The organism is Intestinimonas sp. HCP28S3_D6 (genome assembly GCF_052065695.1).
Taxonomy (GTDB): Bacteria; Bacillota; Clostridia; order Oscillospirales; family Oscillospiraceae; genus Intestinimonas.
In genome coordinates this window covers 1-23,869 of record NZ_JBQHTM010000044.1, presented here as the reverse complement: position 1 = coordinate 23,869, position 23,869 = coordinate 1, and the positions used below count along the sequence as shown (strand labels likewise).

Here is a 23,869-nt window from a genome sequence, read left to right as displayed (position 1 = left end):
GATTCTCTCTTGCTTATGGGGTTACGGCCTCCGGCGGGCCCCTTTCTGAATGACCAGAAAGGGGCGAAAGAGTCAGTCAAGGAGGGGGATTTCGATTTCCCCCTCCTTGACAATCCACCCCTTGAAACGACCAAGCAGAGGGGGGCTGCGGCCCCCCTATTGGAAGTACCCCCCGGAGCTCTTCTATTGCTATGCTGTCTGCACCGTCGGCTTACTTCGTAACGCCGCCGGTGCCCGGTGCACAGAGGGTAACCCGATTTCCAAAACGCAAAAAGGAGCCGTCCCTGCATAGCAGGGGCGGATCCTTTTGTGTGTTTAGTCCTCCCAGAGGGTGACTACGGTGCCGGTGGCCAGATAGTGGAGGCGGTCCCCCAGAATGGGGACCAGGAGGTCAAAGGCGGGACGGCCGGTGCAGTGGCCGGTCCAGATCTCCCGGACGTCCAGGGCCAGCAGCCGCTCCCCTAGGGCCTGGGCCTTTTCGGGCCGGACGCCCAAGGTGGTGGCGCCGCCGGAGCCCATGAGGTGGAAGCCGCCGAAGAAGGCCCGGACCGATTTCCCGGGGAAGGCGGCCTTCACCTCCTCTACCACCGTGTCTGCCCCGGCGTGGGAACAGCTGCTGAACACGGCCAGCTCCTCCCCGTGGACCACCACCATGGTCTGCTCGTGGGCGAAGTCGTCGGGATGGAGGCCGTCGGGCCCCTGGCGGTACATGGCCACCTTTTCCCCCCGCTTCTCCAGGCCGGGGGTGGTGTGGGGCAGGAGCCACACCCCGGGGTGGATCTCCGTTGGGTCTGTGATGAAGCGGAGCCGCTCCCGCTGCTCCCGCAGGGCCGTGGGCACCCCCAGATACTTCCGCTCCCCGTCCTTGCGGACCTGCCAGCTCTCCTCCACCGCCTGGGGCCGCAGGTAGAGGGGGGCATGGCCGTTGCAGGCGAAGAAGGCGGGAAAGCCGCCGGAGTGGTCATAGTGGCCGTGGGAGAGGACGGCGGCGTCGGCTTTGGACAGGTCCACCCCCAGACCGGGGGCGTTTTCCAGCCCGGCGGCGGAGGCCCCGGCGTCCAGCAGGCAGCGCCACCCGTTCTGCTCGATGAAAAGGGACAGGCCGTGCTCACAGCGCAGGTAGGCGTCGGGGGTGGTATTTTCAATCAGCGCAGTGACTTTCATCCCAAAGCACTCCTTTCACGGGGGGAGGACCATGATCCGGCGCCCCCTCATCCGGTCGCTTTCCGCCCGGCAATTGCTTCGTCACCGGGCACAGGGGTTCGATTCCCTTCAGCACCCAAAGGATTAAAGATCAAAGTTCTTTTTGGTCCTTTTTTTTCAAGAAAAAGGACAAGAAAAAGAATCAGGACTTTTTCTTCAGCTTGGTCTTGTTGCCCTTCTCGTCCATGACGTAGGTGTTGTCCAGGTGGGCGGTGAGGCTGGCGCGGATGGCGGCCCGGTACTCGGCCCGCAGGCCCTCCCGCTCGGCCTCCTCCTCCAGGGTGAGGCCGTCGGCCTTGGCCTTCCGGGCCAGCTCGTTGATGCGGTCGATCTTGTGCTGCTCCATGGGGCAGTCCTCCTTTATAAATAGCGTTCCATGACGATCATGATGCGGCCCTTCTTGGAGGTGCCGGACACCTCCGTGAGCACGCACTTGCCCAGACCCCGGCAGCTGAGCACGTCTCCGGCCTCCACTACCCGGTCGGGCTTGTCGCACTCCCGGCCGTTGAGGGTGAGCTTCCCCGACGAAATGAGGGAGGCCATCTTGCTCCGGGAGAGGGAGAAGCCGGTGGCGGCCACGGCGTCCAGCCGCAGGGCGGCCACCGTGTCCCGGATGGTCTTGGTCTTCTGCTCCAGGGGCTGGAGCTCGGCCAGGGGGCAGGCCGTCACCTTCACCCTGGCCCGGCCCACCTGGTCTAATTGGGTGAGGAGCACGTGCTCCACCTCCCGCAGCAGGAGGACCTGACAGACCCCCTCCCCCACCAGCAGGTCGCCGATCTTCTCCCGGGTGAGGCCCAGGCCCAGAATGGCCCCCAGGTAGTCCCGGTGGGTCAATTTTTCGCCCCCGGAGGGGGTGAGGGTGAGGGCGGTGATGGGGGCATCCTCGCTGGCGGTGAAGTCCTCCGGCTCCATCCAGTCGGGCAGGAAGGCCACCAGCTTCCGCTCGGCCTTCTCCCAGCCGCCCCAGAAGAGGTGGGCCGGGTGGCCGCAGGCGGCGATGAGCCGCTCCGCCGCCTCCTGCTGGGCCAGGGTGAGGAAGAAGGTGTGGGCGGGGACGGAGCGGTTTTGGGTGAACTCCAGCTTGTCCATCACCCGGGCCAGCACCAGCCGTTCGTCGGCGTCGGCGGAGAGCCTGGTGAGGAGCTCCGTCTTATTCATCGGCCTTCACCACGTCGGCAAAGGAGCCGCCGATGAGGCCAACCAGGGCGTCGGGGGAGAGCTCTACCTGGCGGCCGATCTTGCCGGCGCTCACCAGGATGGCGGCGTGGTCCTGGGCGGTGGCGTCCACCACCGTCTTGAACCGCTTCTTCATGCCGATGGGGGAGCAGCCGCCCCGGACGTAGCCGGTGAGGGGGGTGAGCTCCTTGACGTGGATCATTTCGATGGACTTCTCCCTCACGGTCTTGGCCGCCTTTTTGAGGTCCAGCTCGGCCAGGACGGGCACCACAAAGACGTAGTTGGCCTTGGAGGCCCCCCGGGTCACCAGGGTTTTGTAGACCTCCCCCGGGTCCCGGCCGATGAGGGCGGCCACGGTGGCGCCGTCCACCGCCTCCCCCTCGTTGTGGGGGTAGCTGTGGGGGGTATAGGGGATCTTCTTCTGGTCTAAAACGCGCATGACGTTGGTCTTTTCTTCTGACATAGGAATGCTCCTTTGCTGTTAAAGGGTAATATTTTGATTGGAAATCACATTGAGTATAGAATTGGGGGCGTCTGGAGACGGGGGAGACGGTTCAAAACCCGTTTCTTTTTCCCTGCTGGAAAAAGAACGGTTTTTGGAATCCAAAGAAAAAGGGGGTTCCAAGGGGGTTGAGTGGCTCCAAATAGGAATCCGGCGGCCCGGCTTTACGCCCCCATTGTGCACCGGCACCGTCCACAGGTGACTCCGCCGGTGGAACAGGGAAAAGCCGTGGTCCTATCCACAATTTTTTCGCCGCCTGCGTGAGTGGGTGTCGGAACGTGGTGGCGCTGACTGGTATTACCTTTGTTGCGACGCAGCGTCGTTTGACGGGCACCGGCGGCGTTACGGAGTAAGCCGACGGTGCAAATAATGTGGAAAATAGAAGAGCCCCAGGGGGTACATCCAATAGGGGGGCCGCAGCCCCCCTGTGTTTGGTCGTTTCAAGGGGTGAATTGTCAAGGAGGGGGAAATCGAAATCCCCCTCCTTGACTGACTCTTTCGCCCCTTTCTGGTCATTCAGAAAGGGGCCCGCCGGAGGCCGTTCCTCCATCAGAGTGGGATTAAGGCTGCCTGCCCGGTCCGGCTCACGAAACGGACTGCTGTGCCCGCCAAAGGGCGGCATACTCGCCGTTCTTGTCCATGAGCTCCTGATGGGTACCCTCCTCGGCAATGTGGTTGTCGTCAATGACGATGATCCGCCCGGCGGAGCGGATGGTGGAGAGCCGGTGGGCGATGATGAGGGTGGTGCGGCCCTTGGCCAGCTCGTCGAAGGCGGACTGGATCTTGTGCTCGGTGACGGAGTCCAGGGCGGAGGTGGCCTCGTCCAAGATGAGGATGGCGGGGTCCTTGAGGAAGATGCGGGCGATGCTCACCCGCTGCTTCTGGCCGCCGGAGAGCATGACGCCCCGCTCCCCCACGTAGGTCTGGAAGCCGTCGGGCATCTCCATGATATCGTCGTAGATCTCCGCCTTTTTGGCGGCCTCCGCCACCTCCTCGGCGGTGGCGTCGGGGCGGCCGTAGGCGATGTTGTCATAGATGGTGCCGGCGAAGAGAAAGACGTCCTGCTGGACGATGCCGATGTGCTCACGCAGGTCGTGCTGCTTCAGGTCCCGGACGTCCCGGCCGTCGATGCGGATGGCCCCATCGGTGACGTCGTAGAACCGGGGGATGAGCTGGCAGAGGGTGGACTTGCCGCCGCCGGAGGGGCCCACCACCGCCACCGTCTCCCCGGGCTTGACGTGGAGGGAGACGTGGGAGAGGACGTCCTCGCCGTCGCTCTCATAGCGGAAGGTGACGTCGTCCACCTGGATGTCGCCGGTAACGTGGTCCACGCTCTGGGCGTCGGGGGCGTCGGTGATGTCGGGCTCCAGGCGCATGAGCTCCACAAAGCGCTTGAAGCCGGCCATGCCCTGCATGAACTGCTCCACGAAGGCGGAGAGCTTGCGGATGGGGGTGATGAAGGTGGTGACGTAGAGGGAGAAGGTGAGGATGTCGATGTAGTCCATGCTCCCCTTCATGAGGAAGAAGCCGCCGGCGGCAATGACCAGCACGGGCATGATGCCCATGGCCAGCTCCATGCCGGAGTGGTAGGTGGCCATGGCCTGGTAATAGCCCCGCTTGGCGCTGCGGAACTGGTTGTTGGAGCTTTCAAACTTGGTGATCTCGGCGGTTTCGTTGGCGAAGGCCTTGGCGGTGCGCATGCCGGAGAGGGAGGACTCCAGCTCGCCGTTGATGCCGGCCAGCTTCTTCTTCACCTCCAGGGAGGCCTGGCTCATCCGCCGGCGCTGGAAGATGGTAAAGATAAGGAAGAGGGGCACCACGGCAAAGACGATGAGGGCCAGCTCCCAGCGGATGGTGAGCATGATGCAAAAAGCCCCCAGCAGGGTGACGGTGGAGATGAAGAGGTCCTCGGGGCCGTGGTGGGCAAGCTCCGTGATCTCGAAGAGGTCGCCGGTGACCCGACTCATGAGCTGGCCGGTGCGGTTCTTGTCGTAGAAGGAGAAGGACAGGTCCTGCATGTGGGAGAAGAGGTCGGAGCGGATGTCGGCCTCGATGCGCACGCCCAGCAGGTGTCCCCAGTAGGTGACGATATAGGTGAAGAGGGCCTTGAGGAGGTAGGCCGCCACCAGGGCGGCCATCACCAGGAAGAAGGTGCGGTAGAGACCCTGGGGGAGGGTGGTCTCCAGCACCTGGCGGGTCACCGTGGGGAACATCAGGTCCACCAGGCAGATGCCCAGGGCGCAGGCCATGTCCAGCAGGAAGATGGCCAGGTGTGGCTTGTAGTAGGAGGTGAAAATGCGCAGGTAGCCGCTGCGCCGCATCTGTTCAGGGGTCATATATGCCGTCCTCTCTCGCGTATCTTTTCCTTTAAAGGTAAGAATCAGTATATGCCCGTTTTCGGGATTTTGTCAACCTCGCCGCCCTTTACAGGGAGAGCCGGGTCATATATAATAAACTCCGTATGAAAATGAGGGCGGAGGATCGGAGAAATGGAGTTTATTGGAAACTTTTTCGTGGTGGCCAGTCAGGTGGTCACCCTGTTTTTGCTTATGGGCGTGGGCTTCGTCATGGCCCAGCTGGGCAAGCTCCACACCGACGGCGTCTCCCAGATGTCTACCCTGGTCCTCTATGTGGTCACTCCCTGCCTGATGATCAACGCCTTTGAGGTGGACCGTGTGCCCGGCATGGTGGAGACCCTGGGGGTCTTTTTTGTGGTGTACGCCGCCTCCACCCTGCTGGGGATGGCGGTGGCCCAGCTTTGCTTCCGGGACGAGGAGCCCGACCGGAAGGCCCCCCTCCGCTTCGGCATGACCTATGGCAACAACGGCTTTATGGGCCTCCCCCTGGTCTACGCCATTCTGGGCCAGGAGGCCATGATCTTCGGGGTGGTCTCCGCCGTGGCCTTCAACTTCCTGCTGTGGACCCAGGGCGCCAAGACCATGGGCGGCAAGGTGGGCCCCCGGGCCATCCTCATCAATCCCGCCACCGTGGGCACCGTCATCGGCGGCTTTCTTTTCTTCTCCGGCCTGCGGCTCCCCGCCATGGTGGACAACGCCGTGAGCTTTATGGCCGACCTCAATACCCCTCTGGCCATGGTGGTCATCGGCGCCCAGATGGCGGGGGCCGACCTGAAGGTGAGCTTCACCAGCCGGAAGCTCTACGGCGCAGCGGCGGTGCGGCTGCTCATCGCCCCCCTCATCCCTCTGGTGCTGCTCATCCCCCTCCACCTGCCCGCCATGTCCTACTGCGCCTGCGTCATTTTGTGTGCCGTGCCCACCGCGGGAGCCACCGGCATGTTTGCCCAGCGCTTCGGCCGGGACACCGCCACCGCCGCCCAGCTGGTCACCCTCACCACCCTGCTCTCGGTCATCACCCTGCCCCTCTTTGCCGTGGCTGCCCAGACGATTTCAGGCCTGGTTTAAGGCTTTCAGGAGGTATTTTATGTCCGCCAAGGAAGAATTCATTGAGATCTACACCGCCAACATCCACCGGGAGGGGGCCGACGCCCTGCTGGACTACCTGGAGCACAAGTCGGACTTCTTCACCTCCCCCGCCTCGGCCAAGTACCACGGGGCCTACGAGGGGGGGCTGTGCGACCACAGCGTCAACGTCTATCACTGTCTCACGGAGTACCTGGCCCGGGAGCGGGTGCAGGAGCTCTACGGGGTGGAGGTACCCGCCGAGAGCGTGGCGGTGGCGGCGCTGCTCCACGACCTGTGCAAGATCGGCTGTTACCGCCAGGGGACCCGGAACGTGAAGGGGCCGGACGGCAAGTGGCAGGCGGTGCCCACCTTTTATTATGAGGATAAGCTGCCCTACGGCCACGGAGAGAAGTCGGTGTACATCATCTCCGGCTTCATGAAGCTCAAGCGGGAGGAGGCCATGGCCATCCGGTGGCACATGGGCTTTTCCGGGGAGGAGGACAAGCGGCTGGTGGGCCAGGCGTTTCAGCAGTACCCCCTGGCCTTCGCCCTGAGCGTGGCCGATATGGAGGCCACCTACTTTTTGGAGAACGAGGAACCCAACTGACCCGGCGGGGCCGGGAGACACGGAAAGGAGCTGCTGCGCGGTGCGCAAGGAAAAACGGGAAAATGATCTGGGCCGGGACCCGGTAGGGAAGCTGCTGTTCCGGCTGGCGGTGCCCACGGTGACGGCCCAGCTGGTCAACGCCCTCTATAATATCGTGGACCGGATGTACATCGGCCACATCGAGGTGGTGGGCGACCTGGCCCTCACCGGACTGGGCATCTGCTTCCCGGTGCTGATGTTCGTCTCCGCCCTCTCGGCCCTGGTGGGCATGGGCGGCGGCTCCCGGGCGGTGGTGCGCATGGGCTCCGGGGACCAGGAGGGGGCCAATGCCGTCCTGGGCAGCTGCGCCACTCTGTTGGTCATCCTGTCGGTGATCTTCACCCTGGTGTTCCAGGGCATCAAGGAGCCCATGCTCTACCTCTTCGGCGCCACCGACAACACCATCGGCTACGCCCTGGACTACCTCACCATCTACCTCTGGGGCACCATCTTTGTGGAGCTCTCCCTGGGCCTCAACTTCTTCATCACCGCCCAGGGCTTCTCCACCGTGGGCATGGCCACAGTGCTCATCGGCGCCGTCATCAACATCGTGCTGGACCCGGTGTTCATCTTCGGCTTCGGCATGGGGGTGAAGGGCGCCGCCCTCGCCACTATCACCGCTCAGGGAGTGTCAGCGGTGTGGGTGGTGTGCTTCCTGCTGGGCAAGCGCACCAAGCTGCGGCTCCAGCGGCGGTTTGCCCGGCTCAACTGGAAGGTGCTCTCGCCGGTGCTGGCCCTGGGCATCTCCCCCTTCATCATGCAGTCCACCGAGAGTCTAGTGAACATCGCCTTCAACTCCTCCCTGAAGGCCTACGGCGGCGACCCGGCGGTGGGAGCCATGACCATCTGCTCCTCCATCATGCAGGTGTTCTACCTCCTCTTCCAGGGTCTCTCCCAGGGGGCCCAGCCCATCGTGGGCTATAACTACGGCGCCGGCAACCTGGACCGGGTGAAGAAGGCCTTCCGCCTCCTCTTCATCTGCGCCCTCACCTTCAGCACTCTCTCCTGTCTGGCCATCGAGATCTTCCCCGGCATGTTCGTGGCCATGTTCAACGACAAGCCGGAGCTGGTGGAGATCGCCCTGTGGACCCTGCGGGTCTACGCCGCCGGCATGTTCATGCTGGGCATCCAGAACTCCTGCCAGCAGACCTTTGTGGCCCTGGGTCAGGCCAAGATCTCCCTCTTCCTGGCCCTGCTGCGGAAGATCATTCTGCTCATTCCCCTCATCTTTATCCTGCCCCAATTCCTGGAGAACAAGGTGCTGGCCGTCTTCCTGGCCGAGCCCTCCGCCGACATCCTGGCCGCCATCGTCACCGGCAGCCTCTTCTTCTGGCGGTTCCCCAAGCTCCTCCGTGCCCGGGAGGCGGAGCTGAAGCAGCAGACCCAGTTCGCAAAATGACGCAAAACCGCCCCGCGCTCTGCCGTTTGGCAGTACGTGGGGCGGTTTTTGTCTTTTTATCCTGGGGCGCACCGAACCATGAACCATTTTGTGATGTGTAAGGACGGGAGAGACGGCTCAAAACCCGTTTCGCTTCCCTGCTGGAAAAAGAACGGTTTTTGGAATCCAAAGAAAAAGGGGCTCCGGAATGGGTTGAGTGGTCCCAAATAGGAATCCGGCGGCCCGGCTTTACGCCCCCATAGAGGTCCAGCCCCGTCTACGGTAGACTACGCCGGCGGAACAGGGACAAGCTGTGGTCCTATCCAACATTTTTTCGCCGCCTGCGTGGGTGGGGACTGCGGCGTGGTGGCGCTGCCTGTATGACCTCTATTGTGGAGTGGGGCTCCGTCTCTATCCCCTATTCCCTCTTCCTTTTATTTGTGGGGCGCGACGACTCGGCGCGCCAAACAAATAGCGTAGTGCCGGGGCACTGGTTGAGCCCTACTCGTGACCGTACCCATGGCCCTGTCCGTGGTGGCCACCGGCACCCTGACCGGCGGAGGTGGTCTCTCCGGCGGTCTGGCTCTGGCCGCTGCCCTGGCCGTAGCCCTGCCCGCTCCCCTGCTGGCCCTGGCCATAGCCGTGGCCCTCACAGGCGTCGATGCACTGCTGGATCTCCCCCATGGTCATCTCCCCGGCCTCATCCTGGGTGACGGTGGGGTCCAGGGCGGAGAGGGCCAGGTAGGCCCGGTACTTGCCCAGGGAGAGCCCGGCGTCCCGGGCGGCCTGGGCGGTCTCCGGGTCCAGGGCGTAGCAGGTGAGGCCGGCCGCCCCGCCGTCGGAGAGGAGCCGCTCACAGTGGCCGCTGTCGGCGGAGACGGTGACGGTGGCCCCGTCGGTCTCGGAGAGGGCGTCGGAGAGGGCGGCGGCGGCCTGGGTCCAGTCGTGGTGGAGGACGGGGGTGGCGTCCACCAGGGCTTGGGCGGCCTCATCGTAGCACCGCACGCCCACCACCCGGCCAAAGGCGTTGACGGCCAGCTCCACCGAGGCGTCGGCGTCCACGCTGACGGCGGCGGCGGGGGTGGCATAGGCCAGGCCGCCGGCGGCGGTGAGCACCACCAGGGCCAGGGCGGCAAAGGCCGCCGCCATGGGCCGCCGCCGGGGGGCGGGACGGGTCCGCCGCTCCAGGGCGTCCAGGGTCTTTTGCTTCAGGTCCTCGTCGGCCCGGACGGCGTCAAAGGCCTGCCGGATGCGCTCATCCATCCTCCTCACCTCCCAGCTTCTCCCGCAGCAGGGCCCGGGCCCTGGTGAGGAGGGTATAGACGGTATTGGTGTTCCTGCCCAGCAGGTCCCCGATCTCGGGGGCGGAGTAGCCCTCGTAGTGGTGGAGGTACACCGCGTCCCGGTATTTCTGGGGCAGGGAGAGCACCGCCTCCAGCACCGACCGGTCCCGGGGCTCCGGGGCGGCCTGGGCGGTGAGCTCCTCCAGGGGCACAGTGGCGTGCCTGGCCCAGAACCGCAGCAGGTCCCGGCAGGCGTTCAGGGTGACCTGGATGAACCAGGCCTTCTCGTGCTCGGCATTTTCAAAGGGCTTGGTATGCTGGAGATACTTGAGGAAGACGGTCTGGAAGATGTCCTCGGTGTCCTCCCGACTCTTCAGCCGGACCAGGCACAGCCGCCGCACCAGGTCGGCGTAGGTATCCATGGCCCGGACCACCTCCTCCTCACTTCGCATATCCTCACCCCATCGTCCTCATGAATCAGCCGTGGTGCCGGGCCCAGCCGGTGCCGTCACAGACGCCGCCGTTGGGGCACTGGCCGCTCCAGGGGCAGTCCTCCGGGTCCCACTGGGTGAGACCGGAGGTGCACCAGCCGCCGCACTGGCCGTCCCAGGGACAGTTCTCCGGGTCGGCGCAGGTCAGGCCGGAGGCACACCAGCCGCCGCACTGACCATCCCAGGGGCAGTCCTCGCCGGTCCAGGGGCACACGCCGGTCTCAGCGGCCGCCCAGGTCCGGTGACAGCCGCCGTTGCCGCCGCCGTGCCAGCCCGCCGCCGCGGCGGGCACCACCATCGCTGCACTTACCATACCAAAAATCAACAGTCCTGCCAATGCCTTTTTCATACAAAAGACCTCCTTTTCCGGTTGGGCGTTTTGCCCTTCTGTCTCTAATACGCCGTGGGCGGTTCCATCCATTCAGATTTTAAAAAATTTTTTTCCAACCCTGGAAGGGACCAGGAGACACAAGAAGAACGTAAGAATTCTCCACCTTTTTTCTTAAGAAAGTTGTGGTATCGTTTCTCTCACGCGGGAGGGCAGCCCTTTCCCGCTCCAACCAACGGACCGATTTAAGGAGGAAACAAAGTTATGAAACGTGCTGCTTCTATTCTGCTGGTGGGTGTCATGGCCCTGAGCCTGGCCGCCTGCGGCAAGACTGCCAAGGAGAGCCCCGCCCCCGCCACCACCGCCCCGGTGGAGACCACCGCTCCCGTGACCGACACCACCGCCCCCATGGATGAGACCACCCCCGTGGATGAGACCGCTCCCGCCGAGACCGGCACCCCCAACGAGGAGGAGCACGCCGTCTCCGGTGTGGTCAACAAGCTGGAGGACTACCTGGTGCTGGTGGTGGGCGACGACTATCAGGTCTTCGACTTCGCCAAGGACCTGAAGGTGGACGGCATCAACGAGGGTGACGAGGTGACCGTTGTGTACACCGGCACCCTGGGCGACGAGAAGACTCCCCCCGTGGTCATTGAGATCGCCAAGAACTGAGCATAAAAGTTGAAATAAACCCCTGCCGCCGTGGACGATGGTTGCCACGGCGGCATTTTTTTGGTATAATATCCTGATATGTTTTTGACTTTTCTGAGAGACTAGAGAGGTAGCACATGAACAATATCATACTCATCGGCATGCCCGGGGCGGGCAAGAGCACCGTGGGCGTGCTCCTGGCCAAGACCCTGGGCTACGCGTTTTTGGATACGGATCTGGTGATCCAGGAGCGGGAGGGGCGTCTCCTCCAGGACCTGGTGGATGAGCTGGGAGTGGAGGACTTCCTGGACCGGGAGGCCGCCGCCATCGGCTCGGTGGACTGTGACCGGACGGTGATCGCCACGGGGGGGAGCGTGGTGTGCCGGGACGGGGCCATGGAGCACCTGAAGGGCCTGGGCCGTATCGTCTATTTGCAGCTGCCGCTTGAGGAGCTGGAGCGCAGGCTCCACAACATCAGCACCCGGGGCATCGCCATGGCTCCGGGCGAGACCCTGGCCCACATCTACGACTACCGCGCCCCCCTTTACCGGAAGTACGCCGACCTCACCGTGGCGGTGGACCGGCAGACCCTGGAGGAGACGGTGGAGCAGGTATTACGTGCCCTGAAATAAGGGCGCTCTCACACGTGCAAACACGCGTTTTCCCGTTTTTGAAACAAAAATCGAAGAGAAGGAACGACAACCATATGGATTTTAAGGAATTAGGGCTCATCTCCCCCATTCTGAAGGCCCTTGCCGCCCAGGGCTATGACCAGCCCACCCCCATCCAGCGCCAGGCCATCCCCCCCGCCCTGAAGGGCCGGGACGTGCTGGGCTGCGCCCAGACCGGCACGGGCAAGACCTGTGCCTTCGCCACCCCCATCCTCCAGCGTCTCAACGCCGACGTGGTGGTGGGGCCCCGGTATATCCGCGCCCTCATTCTCACCCCCACCCGGGAGCTGGCCCTCCAGATCCAGGAGTGCTTTGCCGCCTACGGCCGGAACCTGCCCCTGCGCTCCACCGTCATCTTCGGCGGCGTGGGGCAGCAGCCCCAGGTGGACCGGCTGAAAAAGGGCGTGGACATCCTGGTGGCCACCCCCGGCCGGCTGCTGGACCTCCAGGGCCAGGGCCTCCTGGACCTGAGCCGGGTGGAGATCTTCGTCCTGGACGAGGCCGACCGCATGCTGGACATGGGCTTCATCCACGACGTGCGCCGGGTGCTCAAGCTCCTCCCGGAGAAGAAGCAGACCCTCTTCTTCTCCGCCACCATGCCCCCCGAGGTCATGGAGCTGGTGGACGCCCTCCTCCACGACCCCGCCAAGGTGGAGGTGGACCCGGTGTCCTCCCCGGTGGAGGTCATCGACCAGAAGGTGTGCTTTGTGGACAAGGGCAACAAGTCCAAGCTGCTGGCCTACCTGGTGGAGGAGCTGGGCGTGAGGAACGCCCTGGTCTTTACCCGCACCAAGCACGGGGCCAACAAGGTGGCCGCCGACCTCAACAAGGCGGGCATCTCCGCCGCCGCCATCCACGGCAACAAGTCCCAGACCGCCCGGCAGCAGGCCCTCTCCGACTTCAAGGCGGGGCGGGTGAAGTGCCTGGTGGCCACCGACATCGCCGCCCGGGGCATCGACATCGAGGAGCTCTCCCACGTCTTCAACTACAACCTGCCCGAGGTGCCCGAGACCTACGTCCACCGCATCGGCCGTACCGGCCGGGCGGGTCACGGCGGCACCGCCGTCTCCTTCTGCGATTTTGCGGAAAAGGAGTATTTAAAGGGCATCGAGAAGCTCATTGGCCGGTCCATCCCGGTGCTGGGGGGCCACCCCTGGCCCATGCAGGTCTTTGAGGTGGCCAAGGACGCCAAGGGCCGCACGGTGAACGCTGAGGACGCCGAGGCCCGTGCCGCCGCCAAGGAGCGCCGCCGCGCCCGGGACGCCGCCAACAAGGCGGCGGCCGAGGAGAAGAAGCGGCAGAAGGCGGCCGCCCAGGCGGCCCAGGCTGCCGCTCCCGTCCCTGCCCCCAAGAAAAAGCGGGAGCCCCGCTGGAAGAAGGCGGAGGGCCCCGGCGTGCTGGACGCGGTGCTGCCCGAGCGGAGCACCGGGCCCGAGCGGGAGGAGTACCACGACTTTTACCGGCCCGACCCCCTGTCCTCCGACCACATCATGGACGCCACCGCCCGTCTGCTGGTCCCCCGGAAGGCCCCGGCCAAGCCGGAGCCGGTGAAGGCGGAGGAGGGCCAGAGCCGTTCCCACCGCCGGAAGAAGAAAAAGAAGGGCGGGGAGAGCGCCGCCCCCGAGAGCCAGGCCCAGAAGAAGGTGCGTCAGGCCCAGACGGCCAAGGCGGCCCCCGCGCCTAAGGCCCAGTCCAAGCGCCGCCACGACCGGGGCCACGGTCCCCGGGGCGGACGGCCCATGATGCCCATGAAGAGCGGGGCGGTGAAGGACTCCACCGAGCAGCCCAGCCTCATGAAGCCCTATTATATCGAGCACGACTGATTTCCCAATCCCCACAAAAAGGAGCTCCGACCCATCCATGGACTATTTCGCGGGAGAATATGACATTGCGGTCATCGGCGCCGGCCACGCGGGCATCGAAGCGGCACTGGCCGCCGCCCGGCTGGGGCTGAGGACCCTGTGCTTCACGGTGAACCTGGACGCGGTGGGCAATATGCCCTGTAACCCGGCCATCGGAGGCACCGGCAAGGGCCACCTGGTCCGGGAGCTGGACGCCCTGGGCGGCGAGATGGCCCGGGCGGCGGATAAGGCCTGCATCCAGTACCGGGTCCTCAACAAGGGCAAGGGTCCCGCCGTGTGGTCCCTCCGGGCCCAGGCCGACCGCCGGGAGTACCAGAAGATTATGAAGCACACCCTGGAGCTCCAGGAGAACCTGTGGGTGAAGCAGGCCGAGGTGGTGGCCGTCCTCACCGATGAAAAAGGCGCCGTCTCCGGGGTCAAAACGGCCACCGGCGCCGTCTATCATGTGAGGGCCGCCGTGGTGTGTACCGGCACCTACCTGGGTGGCCGCACCATCGTGGGGGAGGTCACCCGGGACTCGGGGCCCGACGGCCTGGCCGCCGCCCTCCCCCTCACCGAGAGCCTCCGGAAGCTGGGGGTGAGCCTGCGCCGGTTCAAGACGGGGACGCCCCCCCGGGTGAACCGCCGCAGCGTGGACTTTTCCAAAATGGAGCTCCAGCCCGGAGACGAGACGGTGGTCCCCTTCTCCTTCGAGACGGAGACCCCGCCGGAAAACTGGGCGGTGTGCTACCTCACCTATACCAGTGAGGCCACCCACGACGTCATCCGCCGGAATCTGAGCCGCTCCCCCCTCTTCTCCGGGGTCATCGAGGGGGTGGGCCCCCGGTACTGCCCCTCCATCGAGGACAAGGTGGTCCGGTTCGCCGATAAACCCCGGCACCAGCTCTTCATCGAGCCCATGGGGCTGGACACGGAGGAGCTCTACATCCAGGGCTTCTCCTCCTCCCTCCCCGAGGAGGTCCAGGTGGAGATGCTCCACACCATCCCCGGCTTGGAGGAGGCCGAGATGACCCGGTGCGCCTACGCCATCGAGTACGACTGCTGCGACCCTACCGAGCTCTACCCCACCCTGGAGCACATCAGGGTGCCGGGGCTCTACGGCGCGGGGCAGTTCAACGGCTCCTCGGGCTATGAGGAGGCCGCCGTCCAGGGCTTCGTGGCGGGGGTGAACGCCGCATTGAAGCTGCTGGGCCGACCCCCCATGGTGCTCACCCGGGACCAGGGGTATGTCGGCGTGCTCATCGACGACCTGGTGACCAAGGGCACCAACGAGCCCTACCGCATGATGACCTCCCGGACGGAGTACCGCCTCCTCTGCCGCCAGGACAACGCCGATCAGCGGCTGTGTCCCGTGGGCCACGAGATCGGCCTGGTCTCCGACGAGCGCTACCGGCGGGTGCTGGAAAAGTACGCCGCCGTGGACAAGGAGGTCAAGCGGCTCATGAGCACCGGGGTGGCCCCCTCGGAGGCCCTCAATGCCATGCTCACGGAGCATGGGGAGTCCCCCGCCCGGGACGGCGCCCGGCTGGCCGACCTCCTCCGGCGGCCCCGGGTGGGCTACGCCGACCTTGCCCCCTTCGACCCCGACCGGCCCCACCTGCGGTCGGAGGTCACCGAACAGGTGGAGATCGCCCTCAAATACGAGGGGTACATCGCCCGGCAGCAGCGGCAGGTGGAGGAGATGCGCAAGCTGGAGACCCGCCCCCTGCCCCCGGACCTCGATTATATGGAGATCTCCGTCCTTCGCCTGGAGGCCCGCCAGAAGCTCCAGCAGATCCGCCCCCTGAGCCTGGGCCAGGCCAGCCGCATCTCCGGCGTAAGTCCGGCAGATGTCGCCGCCCTGATGATCTGGCTGGAGCACCGGAACGGGTAAACGGGCGACAATCGACCGCCTAAAAACCTTCCCCCTGTGGGGGGAAGGTCAACGGGACGCCACCCAAAACCATTCCACGTTACAACAAAGAAAATCCCAGTCAGCGCCACCACGCCCCGACGCCCACCCACGCAGGCGGCGAAAAAATGTTGGATAGGACCACGACTTATCCCTGTTCCACCGGCGAAGTCTCCTGCGGACGGTGCTGGTGCTGGGCGGGGGCGTAAAGCCGGGCCGCCGGATTCCTATTTGGAATCACCTAACCCACACGGGAGCCCCTTTTTCTTTGGATTCCAAAACCGTTCTTTTTCCAGCAGGGAAGCGAAACGGGTTTTGACCGTCTCCCCCGTCCTCAAATGTATGTTTATCAGTAATTTGTTCCGCAAATATGACCTTCCCCCCTGTGGGGGGAAGGTGCCCCAGTGAGCACACTGGGGCGGATGAGGGGGTGTTGGATAGATGAATTTTATTTTCCTATCCAGCGAAACCCGTCCAGCATAGCTGGCCGGGCCTACGCTAAAAATGTGCCACCGGCACATTTTCTTCACGCTGCGGCCCCCATTCCCACCCCCTTTTCACATGGAGGTATCTATGAAGCCAAAACTGATTCTGGGCCTGTCCGGCGGGGTGGACTCCGCCGTGTCCGCCGCCCTACTCCGGGAAAACTATGATGTCATCTGTGTCTTTCTGGACATCGGTCTGGGGGGCGCTGAGGCCGCCGCCGCCCTGGCGGACAGCCTGTCCCTCCCCTTCCGGACGGTGGACATCCGGGCGCAGCTGGAGCACTTCGTCTGCGCCGACTTCCAGCGGGAGTACCTGGCGGGGCGGACCCCCCTCCCCTGCGCCCGGTGCAACCCCCTGGTGAAATTCCCCTCCCTCATCGAGGCGGCCGAGGGCGAGGGGGCCCAGTACGTGGCTACCGGCCACTACGCCCGGGTGACCCCCGGCCCCGACGGCCGGGTGCTGCTGCGCAAGGGCATGCCGGCCAACGACCAGTCCTATATGCTCTCCCGGCTGACCCAGACCATCCTCCGCCGGGTGGTCTTTCCCCTGGGCCCCTATGAGAAGGTCCAGGTCCGGGCCATGGCGGCGGAGCTGGGTCTGTCTGTGGCCCAGAAGCCCGACTCCATGGAGATCTGCTTCATCCCCGACGGGGACTACGCCGCCTGGCTGGACCGCCGGGGGGAGACCCCGCCGCCGGGGGACTTTATTGACAAGGACGGCAAGGTGCTGGGCCGCCACAAGGGCTACCACCACTACACCATCGGCCAGGGCCGGGGCCTGGGGGTGTCGGGTCCCCACCGGTACTTCGTCACCGCCATTGACCCTGTCCACAATACCGTCACCCTTTCCGACGGCAGCGACCTCATGGCCCGGCAGGTGCTCTGCGTGCGGCCCAACTGGATTGCCGTGGACGGCCTGGACGGCCCCATGGAGGTGACGGTGCGGCTGCGCCACTCCCGGACCGAGACCCCCGCCGTCCTCCTGCCCGGGGCCGGGGAGCGGGTGGAGGTCCGTCTGACAGAGCCCGCCCGGGCGCCCACGCCGGGCCAGTTGGCCGTCTTTTATGACGGCGACGTGGTGCTGGGCAGCGCCTGGATCGAAAGGAGCGGAGCGGCGTGGAACTGAGACAGATCAAAGGAGATACCTGGTGCCTGGTGGGGGCGGAGCTCATCCCTCTGGTGCGCCTGCCGGGGGGCAAGTGCGTCCTGCTGGACAGCGGCCACGCCTTTGAGGGGGAAGCCCTCACCGCCGCCCTGGAGGGGGCGGGGCTGACGCCTCTGGGCGTGTTCTGCTCCCACGCCCACCGGGACCACGCCGGCAACAACAGCTATCTGCGCAAGCGGTACGGGGCCAGGATCTGCCTGCCCCTGGGCGAGGCCGCCCTCAGCGCCAGCCTTATCATGTACAAAGCGGTGTATAACGCCTTTACCCCCCGGAGCCTGGAGGCCCGGAACGGCCACCTGCTGGGGCCTGTGGACGAGACGGTGGGGGTGCGGGACGGGATCATGGAGTTCTGCTCAGTGCCCTTCCAGGTGGTCCACACCCCCGGCCATACCCCCGACCACATCTGCACCGTCACCCCCGACGGGGTCCTCTACACCGCCGACGCCCTCATGGCGGGACAGGTGCTGGAGAGCGCCAAGCTGCCCTATCACGCCCTCCACGAGGAGGCCCGGCAGAGCATGGAGAAGCTGCGGCGCACGCCCTGCGAGGTGTGCGTGGTGGCCCACCAGGGGGTGACGGAGGACCTGCCCGGTCTGGTGGACGCCAATGTGGCGGCTCTGGACCGGCTGTGTGAAGACCTGCTGTCCCTGGCGCCGGAGCCGGTGAGCATGGACCAGCTGTGCCTGGCCTACTACCGGAAGAAGCAGCTCCTCACCACCCACGTGGAGAAGGCGGCTCTCTACGCCCGGAACATCGACGCCATGGCGGAGTACCTGGTGGATATGGGCCGCATGGACATCGTGATCCGGGAGGGTGTGCGGTATTTTGTCCGGATCTGAGGTTGTCTCTGCCCATTTTTTGGGAAGCTTTGCAGGAATTTTCGGATGCTACATATCGAGGTGTCAGGATGAAAGCAACGGTAAAATGTGAGTACTGCCAATCGATCGTGGACGCCGGAGAGCGCTATTGCCCCTCCTGCGGCAGCCCCCTGCCTGCGGCGCCGCCGGCTCCGGCGGCGGCCCAAGCGCCCCAGGCGTCCCGCCGGAGCCGTGCCGCGGTGCTGCTGCTCCTCCTGCTGGCCCTGCTGGGCGCGGGATGGGTAGTGACGGCGCTGCTGAGCGCCGGCGGGGGCGGCGGCCAGGGGAACCTGGAGTCCGCCCTGGAGGCCATTCAGAACGACACCGCCGACACAGACTCCTATGAGGTGGTCATCGCCAGCTATCTGGAGCAGAACCGGACGGAGCTGGCCTGGAACTACGCCTATCTGATGGTGGAGCAGGCGCCCGGTGAGGAGACGGGCAGCTGGTGCGTGGAGACCTTCCAGAGCTATGGCCAGGAGATCCTGGCCGTGCGGCTGGCCCTGCTGAGCGACGCCCTGTCCGGGGAGGCCACCCTCTTCCCCCAGGTGGCCGACACCACCCTGGACGTCCTCATGCCCGGCTCCCCCCTGCGGCAGGCCCTGGAGCTGCTGCTGGGCAAGAGCGCCGGCCTCATCACCCTGGCCGACCTCCAGGACACCACCTATCTCTCCGTGGGCAGTGAGGACCCCCTCTCCGGGGGCCGGACGGTGGCCATCGGCTATGACCCCGCCGGCACCGACGCCGGGGCGGTCACCTTCCAGGTGGAGGGGGGCGACCTCTCAGACGGCCTGGGCCTCTTCTGCTTCCAGGGGCTGCTGCGGCTGGAGGTGCGGGAGAAGCGGGTGGACGCCCAGGAGTTCCTCCTCCCCCACCTCACCGCCCTCGCCACCGGCAGCGGCACCCTCACCGATCTCACCCCCCTCGCCAGCCTGACGGGTCTGGAGGAGCTGACCATCCTCAACAGCCCTCTTACCTCCCTGGCGGGGGTGGACGTCCTGCCCAACCTGAAGTCGCTGAACCTCACCAACACCGACCTCACCGACCTCTCGGTGCTGCCCGCCCTGAAGGGACTCACCTCCCTCACTCTGGTGGACAACGACGGCCTCACCAGCGTGGCCTCCCTGGCCCAGATGAGCCAGCTCACCAGCCTCTCCCTGACGGGGCAGGCCATCACCGACCTCTCCCCCATCGCCGGGCTCACCGGCCTCAAGGAGCTGTCGGTGATCGACACCGGGGTCACCAACACCGCCTTCCTGGCGGGCCTCACCGGGCTCACCTCCCTCACCTTTACCAGCAATGACGAGGTGGAGCAGGTGCCCGAGCTGGGCGGGCTCACCAACCTCACCCATCTGGTGCTGGAGAGCGACGAGACCTTTGAGAGCCAGGCGGACATGGCCGCCCTCACCGCGCTCACCTCCCTGGAGCTCCTCTCCACCAAGGATCTGAGCTATCTGCTGCCCCTCTCCAATCTGGAGGAGCTCACCCTCTACTTCACCCGCAGCGAGACCGACCTCTCCGCCCTTGGGGGGCTCACCCATCTGAGGAAGCTGGACCTGCGTGGGGAGACCAGCTTCTACACCATCTATGACACCTCTCTGGTGGGGCTGAGCGGTCTCCGGGGTCTGCCCCTGGAGGAGCTGGACCTGGGGGGCCATTCGGTGTACGGTCCCCTGGACCCGGTGCTCACCATCCCCACCCTCCAGGTGCTGGACCTCTCGGAGGTGGACGCGGAGGGGACCAACTTCTCCCTCCTGTCCGGGCTTACGCAGCTGCGGCGGCTGGATCTGTCCGGCTTCCGGGACATGGTGGACACCCCGCCGGGCCCCGGCGACCTCTACTGGAGCTATGAGGCCGGACCCGCCTCCGCCTTTGTGGAGCCTCTGGCCGGTCTCACCTGGCTGGAGGAGCTGGACCTCTCCGACTGCGGGGTGTCGGACATCACCCCCCTGGCGGGGCTCACGAATCTCACCTGGCTGGACCTCTCCAGCAACAGCATCAGCGACCTCACCCCCCTCTCCGGCCTGACGGGGCTCACCTATCTGAATCTCTCCGGCAATCCCATCCCCGACTACGGCCCGGTGGAGGACCGGGGCGGCCTCATTCTCATCCGATAGGAGGCGGGCGCTATGGCGCTTTTTCAAGTCATTAAGTTTGAGGGTCCTCAGGAGGCCCTGGTGTGGAAGTACCCCAAGGAGAACATGAACAGCGGCTCCCAGCTGGTGGTGGGCCCGGCCCAGACGGCGGTCTTTGTCAAGGAGGGGCGGATCTGCGACCTCTTTGAGAGCGGCACCTATACCCTGGACACCAACAACCTGCCCATCCTCAGCGCCCTCATTAACCTCCCCTTCGGGGGACGTTCCCCCTTCACGGCGGAAGTGTTTTATGTCAATCAGCGCAGCCTCCTGGACATCAAGTGGGGCACCCAGGTGCCCATCCAGCTCAAGGACCCGGTGTATCAGGTTATTATTCCCCTCCGGGCCTTCGGGCAGTACGGCGTATCGGTGCAGGACCCGGGGCTCTTTCTGGAAAAGCTGGTGGGCACTGCCCACGCCTACACCACCGATGACCTGATCCGCTACTTCCGGGGGCTGGTGGGCAGCCGGGTCACCGATGAGCTCTCCACCGCCCTCACCGAGGAGGGTATCAGCTTCGTGGAGGCAAGCGCCCGCATCGCGGAGCTCTCGGAGCGCATCGCCGGGCGGCTCCAGGACTTCTTTGCCGCCTACGGCATCCGGCTGGTCAGCTTTTTCATCAACTCCATCAACGCCCCGGAGAACGACCCCTCGGTGCAGCGGCTCAAAGCGGTGCTCAGTGAGCGGCAGAAGATGGAGGCCCTCAACTACAACTACCAGCAGGCCCAGACCTACAACATCCTGGGCCGTGCGGCCGACCAGCTGGGGGGCGACGGCGGTATGGCCGGCGTGGGCGTGGGGGCGGCCATGGGGGCGGCGGTGGCCGACCTGGTGCGGCAGAACCTTCAGCCCGCCCAACCCGCCCCCCGCGCCGGTACGGCGGAGGCCCCGGCCTACTGTGTCCACTGCGGTGCCCCCCTGCCCGCCGGAGCGGTGTTCTGTCCCAAGTGCGGCCAGGGGGTCAGGGAGCCCCAGAGCCTGCGCTGCGGCGCCCCCTGCCAGCCGGGGGACCGCTTCTGCGCCCGGTGCGGCCGGCCTCTGGACCCGGCGCCCCAGACCTAAATACAAAAAAAGACCTTCCGTCACAGACGGAAGGTCTTTTTTGTATATCGGGATTTACTTGTTGCCCTTGAGGGCCTTCATGCGGTCGGCGTGGCTGAGGATGCGCTTGCGCAGGCGGAGGGACTCGGGGGTGACCTCCAGCAGCTCGTCATCGGCCAGGAACTCCAGGCACTGCTCCAGGGACATCTGCCGGGGGGTGGTGAGGCGGAGGGCCTCGTCGGAGCCGGCGGCCCGCATGTTGGTCAGCTGCTTCTTCTTGCAGATGTTGACGGTGATGTCCTCGCTCTTGGGGGTCTCGCCCACCACCATGCCGGCGTAGACGGGCACGCCGGGACCGATGAAGAGGACGCCGCGCTCCTGGGCGTTGAAGAGGCCGTAGGTGACGCTCTCGCCGGTCTCGAAGGAGACCAGGGAGCCGCTGGAGCGGCGGGCGATGTCGCCCTTGTAGGGGGCGTAGCACTCAAAGACGGAGGCCATGATGCCCTCGCCCTTGGTGTCGGTGAGGAATTCGTTGCGGTAGCCGAAGAGGCCCCGGGCGGGGACCAGGAACTCCAGCTTCATGCGGTTGCCCACGGGGGTCATCTCCAGCATCTCGCCCTTGCGGGAGCCGATCTTCTCAATGACGGAGCCCACGGCGTCGCTGGGCACGTCGCAGACCAGGCGCTCGATGGGCTCGCACTTCTTGCCGTCGATCTCCTGATAGAGCACGCGGGGCGGGGAGACCTGGAACTCGTAGCCCTCGCGGCGCATGGTCTCCATGAGGATGGAGAGGGACATCTCGCCCCGGCCGGCCACGTTGAAGGAGTCGGTGGAGTCGGTCTCGGTGACCCGGAGGGAGACATCCTTGAGGGTCTCCCGGAAGAGGCGCTCCCGGAGCTGGCGGGAGGTGACGAACTTGCCCTCCCGGCCGGCGAAGGGGGAGTCGTTGACGGAGAAGGTCATCTCGATGGTGGGGGCGGAGATCTTGACGAACTCGATGGGCTCCACGCAGTCGGGGGCGCAGATGGTGTCGCCGATGGTGATGTCGCCGATGCCGCTCATGGCGATGATGTTGCCGGCGTCGGCCTCGGTGACGGGCACCTTACTCAGGCCCTGGAACTGGTAGAGGGCAGTGGCCTTGGCCTTCTGGGGGGCGGCGTCGGGATCGTGGTAGTTGCACACCGCGATCTCCTGATTCTGCTTGATGGTGCCCCGCTCGATGCGGCCGATGGCGATGCGGCCCACGAACTCGTTGTAGTCGATGGAGGAGACCAGCATCTGGAAGGGCTGGTCCACGTCGGCCTCGGGGGCGGGGATATAGTCGATGATGGTGTCAAAGAGGGGCTTGAGGTCGGTGCCGGGCACGTCGGGGGAGTAGGAGGCGGTGCCGTTGCGGCCGGAGCAGAAGAGGGTGGGGGAGTCGAACTGCTCCTCGGTGGCGTTGAGGTCCATGAGGAGCTCCAGCACCTCGTCGCAGACCTCGTGGATGCGCTGGTCGGGGCGGTCGATCTTGTTGACCACCACGATGACCCGGTGGCCCAGCTCCAGGGCCTTGGAGAGGACGAAGCGGGTCTGGGGCATGGGGCCCTCGGCGGCGTCCACCAGCAGGATGACGCCGTTGACCATCTTGAGGATACGCTCCACCTCGCCGCCGAAGTCGGCGTGGCCCGGGGTGTCCACGATGTTGATCTTCACGTCGCCGTACTGCACGGCGGTGTTCTTGGCCAGGATGGTGATGCCGCGCTCGCGCTCCAGGTCGTTGGAGTCCATGACGCGCTCGGCCACGGCCTGGTTCTCGCGGAACGCGCCGCCCTGCTTGAGCATCTCGTCCACCAGGGTGGTCTTGCCGTGGTCGACGTGGGCGATGATGGCGACGTTGCGCAAATTCTGATTCTGCATATTCTATCTCCTTCTGATACGGCAAGACCACGCGCCCGCCGTCAGGCGGGACGCGACTCCGGCGCGTACAAGTATTTTACGAGGCAAAACGTTGTAAATTCGATGGGCTGATAAAAAGGAGCCCCCGCAAAATCACCGATTTTGTGGGGAGAGGAGGCGCAAGGGAGCGGGCGCAGTTTTCGCCGCCCGGCGGAAACGGAGTCAAGCGGACTTTGCGCCGACGAGGTCGACGTGGGCGATGATGGCGACGTTGCGCAAATTCTGATTCTGCATGCTTTTACCTTCCTCCTAATAGGGCAAGACCGCCCGGTGTCCCCGCCCGGCGGGGTGAGCTCCAGGCGCGTACAAGCGTTTTCTATCCAAAACCGGCGCGGGACGGAAACGGCTCCCGCCGCGCAGGCAACATAAAATAAGCTCCCCACGGGCTGTCCGTGGGATTCGCAACGTGGTATTATACCTCTAATAAAGGAAAAACGCAACTTTTTTTCGCGGGGAGGGGAAAAAGAAGGGGCAAAGCCGCCGTTGACAGCCCGGCGGCTTTGGGTTAAAATGAAATTTGTCCCACGCCAGGGACCATGTGCCCCCGTACCTCACCGGGATAGAGGGTCCGCCTCCTAAGGTTGCGTTACAACGGCCACCTTGGAAAAACTTCATATAGGATTCAAGTTCGAGTTTCTTCGGGCTTAGTCATAAAACCAGCCATGTCTCAGTAGCTCAGTTGGATAGAGCACACGCCTCCTAAGCGTGGGGTCGGAGGTTCAAATCCTCTCTGGGACGCCAGCT

Annotated in this window: 20 protein-coding genes and 1 tRNA gene; 12 read left to right on the top strand and 9 right to left on the bottom strand. The window is 65.1% G+C overall.

All coding sequences use genetic code 11. The features are described from left to right. Positions 1–315 precede the first annotated feature (315 nt). The 5 genes from ACTNBK_RS13375 to ACTNBK_RS13355 form a co-directional block, all read right to left on the bottom strand. The gene (locus tag ACTNBK_RS13375) at positions 316–1,164 is read right to left on the bottom strand and encodes an MBL fold metallo-hydrolase (RefSeq protein ID WP_441146804.1); all 849 of its coding nucleotides are present in this window, start codon (positions 1,162–1,164) and stop codon (positions 316–318) included. A gap of 181 nt (positions 1,165–1,345) precedes the next feature. Next, the gene (locus tag ACTNBK_RS13370; RefSeq protein ID WP_204740708.1) at positions 1,346–1,549 is read right to left on the bottom strand and encodes a DUF896 domain-containing protein; all 204 of its coding nucleotides are present in this window, start codon (positions 1,547–1,549) and stop codon (positions 1,346–1,348) included. A 14-nt stretch (positions 1,550–1,563) separates the two neighbouring features. Next, a complete protein-coding gene (locus tag ACTNBK_RS13365) occupies positions 1,564–2,361 on the bottom strand; it encodes an RNA-binding protein (protein ID WP_441146802.1) in 798 nt (265 codons plus the stop codon). Next, entirely contained in the window at positions 2,354–2,842 is a 489-nt protein-coding gene (ybaK, locus tag ACTNBK_RS13360; RefSeq protein ID WP_441146800.1) for a Cys-tRNA(Pro) deacylase, read from the bottom strand. The genes ACTNBK_RS13365 and ybaK overlap by 8 nt, the downstream gene beginning before the upstream one ends. Before the next feature lie 623 nt (positions 2,843–3,465). Next, entirely contained in the window at positions 3,466–5,217 is a 1,752-nt protein-coding gene (locus ACTNBK_RS13355; protein ID WP_441146798.1) for an ABC transporter ATP-binding protein, read from the bottom strand. Positions 5,218–5,370: 153 nt separating this feature from the next. On the opposite strand from ACTNBK_RS13355, the gene ACTNBK_RS13350 reads away from it, so the two are divergent. The 3 genes from ACTNBK_RS13350 to ACTNBK_RS13340 are packed head-to-tail and all read left to right on the top strand — an operon-like array spanning position 5,371 to position 8,348. Then, positions 5,371–6,303, top strand: a complete 933-nt coding sequence (locus ACTNBK_RS13350) for an AEC family transporter (protein ID WP_441146796.1) — start codon at positions 5,371–5,373, stop codon at positions 6,301–6,303. Positions 6,304–6,322: 19 nt separating this feature from the next. Further along, positions 6,323–6,910 carry an HD domain-containing protein gene (locus tag ACTNBK_RS13345; RefSeq protein WP_441146794.1) on the top strand — a complete coding sequence of 196 codons (588 nt, stop codon included), beginning with the start codon at positions 6,323–6,325 and terminating at the stop codon, positions 6,908–6,910. Between the two features lie 40 nt (positions 6,911–6,950). After that, on the top strand, positions 6,951–8,348 hold the full coding sequence (locus tag ACTNBK_RS13340) for an MATE family efflux transporter (RefSeq protein ID WP_441146792.1): 1,398 nt from the start codon (positions 6,951–6,953) through the stop codon (positions 8,346–8,348). Between the two features lie 480 nt (positions 8,349–8,828). Here the strand turns inward: ACTNBK_RS13340 and ACTNBK_RS13335 are convergent, their stop codons facing one another. The 3 genes from ACTNBK_RS13335 to ACTNBK_RS13325 are packed head-to-tail and all read right to left on the bottom strand — an operon-like array spanning position 8,829 to position 10,450. Continuing rightward, complete coding sequence (locus ACTNBK_RS13335) at positions 8,829–9,590, bottom strand: anti-sigma-I factor RsgI family protein (protein WP_441146790.1); 762 nt, start codon at positions 9,588–9,590, stop codon at positions 8,829–8,831. Then, the gene (locus ACTNBK_RS13330; RefSeq protein ID WP_441146788.1) at positions 9,583–10,062 is read right to left on the bottom strand and encodes an RNA polymerase sigma factor; all 480 of its coding nucleotides are present in this window, start codon (positions 10,060–10,062) and stop codon (positions 9,583–9,585) included. Before ACTNBK_RS13330 ends, ACTNBK_RS13335 begins: the two co-directional genes overlap by 8 nt. 25 nt (positions 10,063–10,087) lie before the next feature. After that, entirely contained in the window at positions 10,088–10,450 is a 363-nt protein-coding gene (locus tag ACTNBK_RS13325) for a hypothetical protein (protein ID WP_441146786.1), read from the bottom strand. A gap of 243 nt (positions 10,451–10,693) precedes the next feature. On the opposite strand from ACTNBK_RS13325, the gene ACTNBK_RS13320 reads away from it, so the two are divergent. The 8 genes from ACTNBK_RS13320 to ACTNBK_RS13285 all read left to right on the top strand — a co-directional run bounded on the left by ACTNBK_RS13320 (position 10,694) and on the right by ACTNBK_RS13285 (position 21,208). Next, positions 10,694–11,101, top strand: coding sequence for a hypothetical protein (locus ACTNBK_RS13320; protein ID WP_441146784.1), 408 nt, complete (start codon positions 10,694–10,696; stop codon positions 11,099–11,101). A gap of 116 nt (positions 11,102–11,217) precedes the next feature. Continuing rightward, the gene (locus ACTNBK_RS13315) at positions 11,218–11,712 is read left to right on the top strand and encodes a shikimate kinase (protein WP_294511802.1); all 495 of its coding nucleotides are present in this window, start codon (positions 11,218–11,220) and stop codon (positions 11,710–11,712) included. Between the two features lie 74 nt (positions 11,713–11,786). Continuing rightward, positions 11,787–13,574, top strand: a complete 1,788-nt coding sequence (locus ACTNBK_RS13310) for a DEAD/DEAH box helicase (protein ID WP_441146782.1) — start codon at positions 11,787–11,789, stop codon at positions 13,572–13,574. 37 nt (positions 13,575–13,611) lie between these two features. Beyond that, positions 13,612–15,486 (top strand): tRNA uridine-5-carboxymethylaminomethyl(34) synthesis enzyme MnmG, encoded by a 1,875-nt coding sequence (gene mnmG / locus ACTNBK_RS13305; RefSeq protein WP_441146780.1) that lies wholly within the window; start codon positions 13,612–13,614, stop codon positions 15,484–15,486. Positions 15,487–16,077: 591 nt separating this feature from the next. Beyond that, a complete protein-coding gene (gene mnmA / locus ACTNBK_RS13300) occupies positions 16,078–17,115 on the top strand; it encodes a tRNA 2-thiouridine(34) synthase MnmA (protein WP_441146778.1) in 1,038 nt (345 codons plus the stop codon). Next, entirely contained in the window at positions 17,106–17,993 is an 888-nt protein-coding gene (locus tag ACTNBK_RS13295; RefSeq protein WP_441146776.1) for an MBL fold metallo-hydrolase, read from the top strand. The genes mnmA and ACTNBK_RS13295 overlap by 10 nt, the downstream gene beginning before the upstream one ends. 68 nt (positions 17,994–18,061) lie before the next feature. Further along, complete coding sequence (locus tag ACTNBK_RS13290; RefSeq protein WP_441146774.1) at positions 18,062–20,128, top strand: leucine-rich repeat domain-containing protein; 2,067 nt, start codon at positions 18,062–18,064, stop codon at positions 20,126–20,128. 12 nt (positions 20,129–20,140) lie between these two features. Next, on the top strand, positions 20,141–21,208 hold the full coding sequence (locus ACTNBK_RS13285) for an SPFH domain-containing protein (protein ID WP_441146772.1): 1,068 nt from the start codon (positions 20,141–20,143) through the stop codon (positions 21,206–21,208). 54 nt (positions 21,209–21,262) lie between these two features. On the opposite strand, the gene typA is transcribed toward ACTNBK_RS13285, so the two are convergent. After that, the gene (gene typA / locus ACTNBK_RS13280) at positions 21,263–23,086 is read right to left on the bottom strand and encodes a translational GTPase TypA (protein WP_441146770.1); all 1,824 of its coding nucleotides are present in this window, start codon (positions 23,084–23,086) and stop codon (positions 21,263–21,265) included. Positions 23,087–23,789: 703 nt separating this feature from the next. Between typA and ACTNBK_RS13275 the strand changes: the two genes are divergently transcribed. Beyond that, a tRNA-Arg gene (locus ACTNBK_RS13275) sits at positions 23,790–23,866 on the top strand. The last annotated feature ends 3 nt before the right edge of the window (positions 23,867–23,869 follow it).

Bases quoted from the DNA above. Each gene is read 5' to 3' on its own strand.
- ACTNBK_RS13375 (WP_441146804.1), bottom strand. From the start codon at position 1,164: ATGAAAGTCACTGCGCTGATTGAAAATACCACCCCCGACGCCTACCTG.
- ACTNBK_RS13370 (WP_204740708.1), bottom strand. From the start codon at position 1,549: ATGGAGCAGCACAAGATCGACCGCATCAACGAGCTGGCCCGGAAGGCC.
- ACTNBK_RS13365 (WP_441146802.1), bottom strand. From the start codon at position 2,361: ATGAATAAGACGGAGCTCCTCACCAGGCTCTCCGCCGACGCCGACGAA.
- ybaK (WP_441146800.1), bottom strand. From the start codon at position 2,842: ATGTCAGAAGAAAAGACCAACGTCATGCGCGTTTTAGACCAGAAGAAG.
- ACTNBK_RS13355 (WP_441146798.1), bottom strand. From the start codon at position 5,217: ATGACCCCTGAACAGATGCGGCGCAGCGGCTACCTGCGCATTTTCACC.
- ACTNBK_RS13350 (WP_441146796.1), top strand. From the start codon at position 5,371: ATGGAGTTTATTGGAAACTTTTTCGTGGTGGCCAGTCAGGTGGTCACC.
- ACTNBK_RS13345 (WP_441146794.1), top strand. From the start codon at position 6,323: ATGTCCGCCAAGGAAGAATTCATTGAGATCTACACCGCCAACATCCAC.
- ACTNBK_RS13335 (WP_441146790.1), bottom strand. From the start codon at position 9,590: ATGGATGAGCGCATCCGGCAGGCCTTTGACGCCGTCCGGGCCGACGAG.
- ACTNBK_RS13330 (WP_441146788.1), bottom strand. From the start codon at position 10,062: ATGCGAAGTGAGGAGGAGGTGGTCCGGGCCATGGATACCTACGCCGAC.
- ACTNBK_RS13325 (WP_441146786.1), bottom strand. From the start codon at position 10,450: ATGAAAAAGGCATTGGCAGGACTGTTGATTTTTGGTATGGTAAGTGCA.
- ACTNBK_RS13320 (WP_441146784.1), top strand. From the start codon at position 10,694: ATGAAACGTGCTGCTTCTATTCTGCTGGTGGGTGTCATGGCCCTGAGC.
- ACTNBK_RS13315 (WP_294511802.1), top strand. From the start codon at position 11,218: ATGAACAATATCATACTCATCGGCATGCCCGGGGCGGGCAAGAGCACC.
- ACTNBK_RS13310 (WP_441146782.1), top strand. From the start codon at position 11,787: ATGGATTTTAAGGAATTAGGGCTCATCTCCCCCATTCTGAAGGCCCTT.
- mnmG (WP_441146780.1), top strand. From the start codon at position 13,612: ATGGACTATTTCGCGGGAGAATATGACATTGCGGTCATCGGCGCCGGC.
- mnmA (WP_441146778.1), top strand. From the start codon at position 16,078: ATGAAGCCAAAACTGATTCTGGGCCTGTCCGGCGGGGTGGACTCCGCC.
- ACTNBK_RS13290 (WP_441146774.1), top strand. From the start codon at position 18,062: ATGAAAGCAACGGTAAAATGTGAGTACTGCCAATCGATCGTGGACGCC.
- ACTNBK_RS13285 (WP_441146772.1), top strand. From the start codon at position 20,141: ATGGCGCTTTTTCAAGTCATTAAGTTTGAGGGTCCTCAGGAGGCCCTG.
- typA (WP_441146770.1), bottom strand. From the start codon at position 23,086: ATGCAGAATCAGAATTTGCGCAACGTCGCCATCATCGCCCACGTCGAC.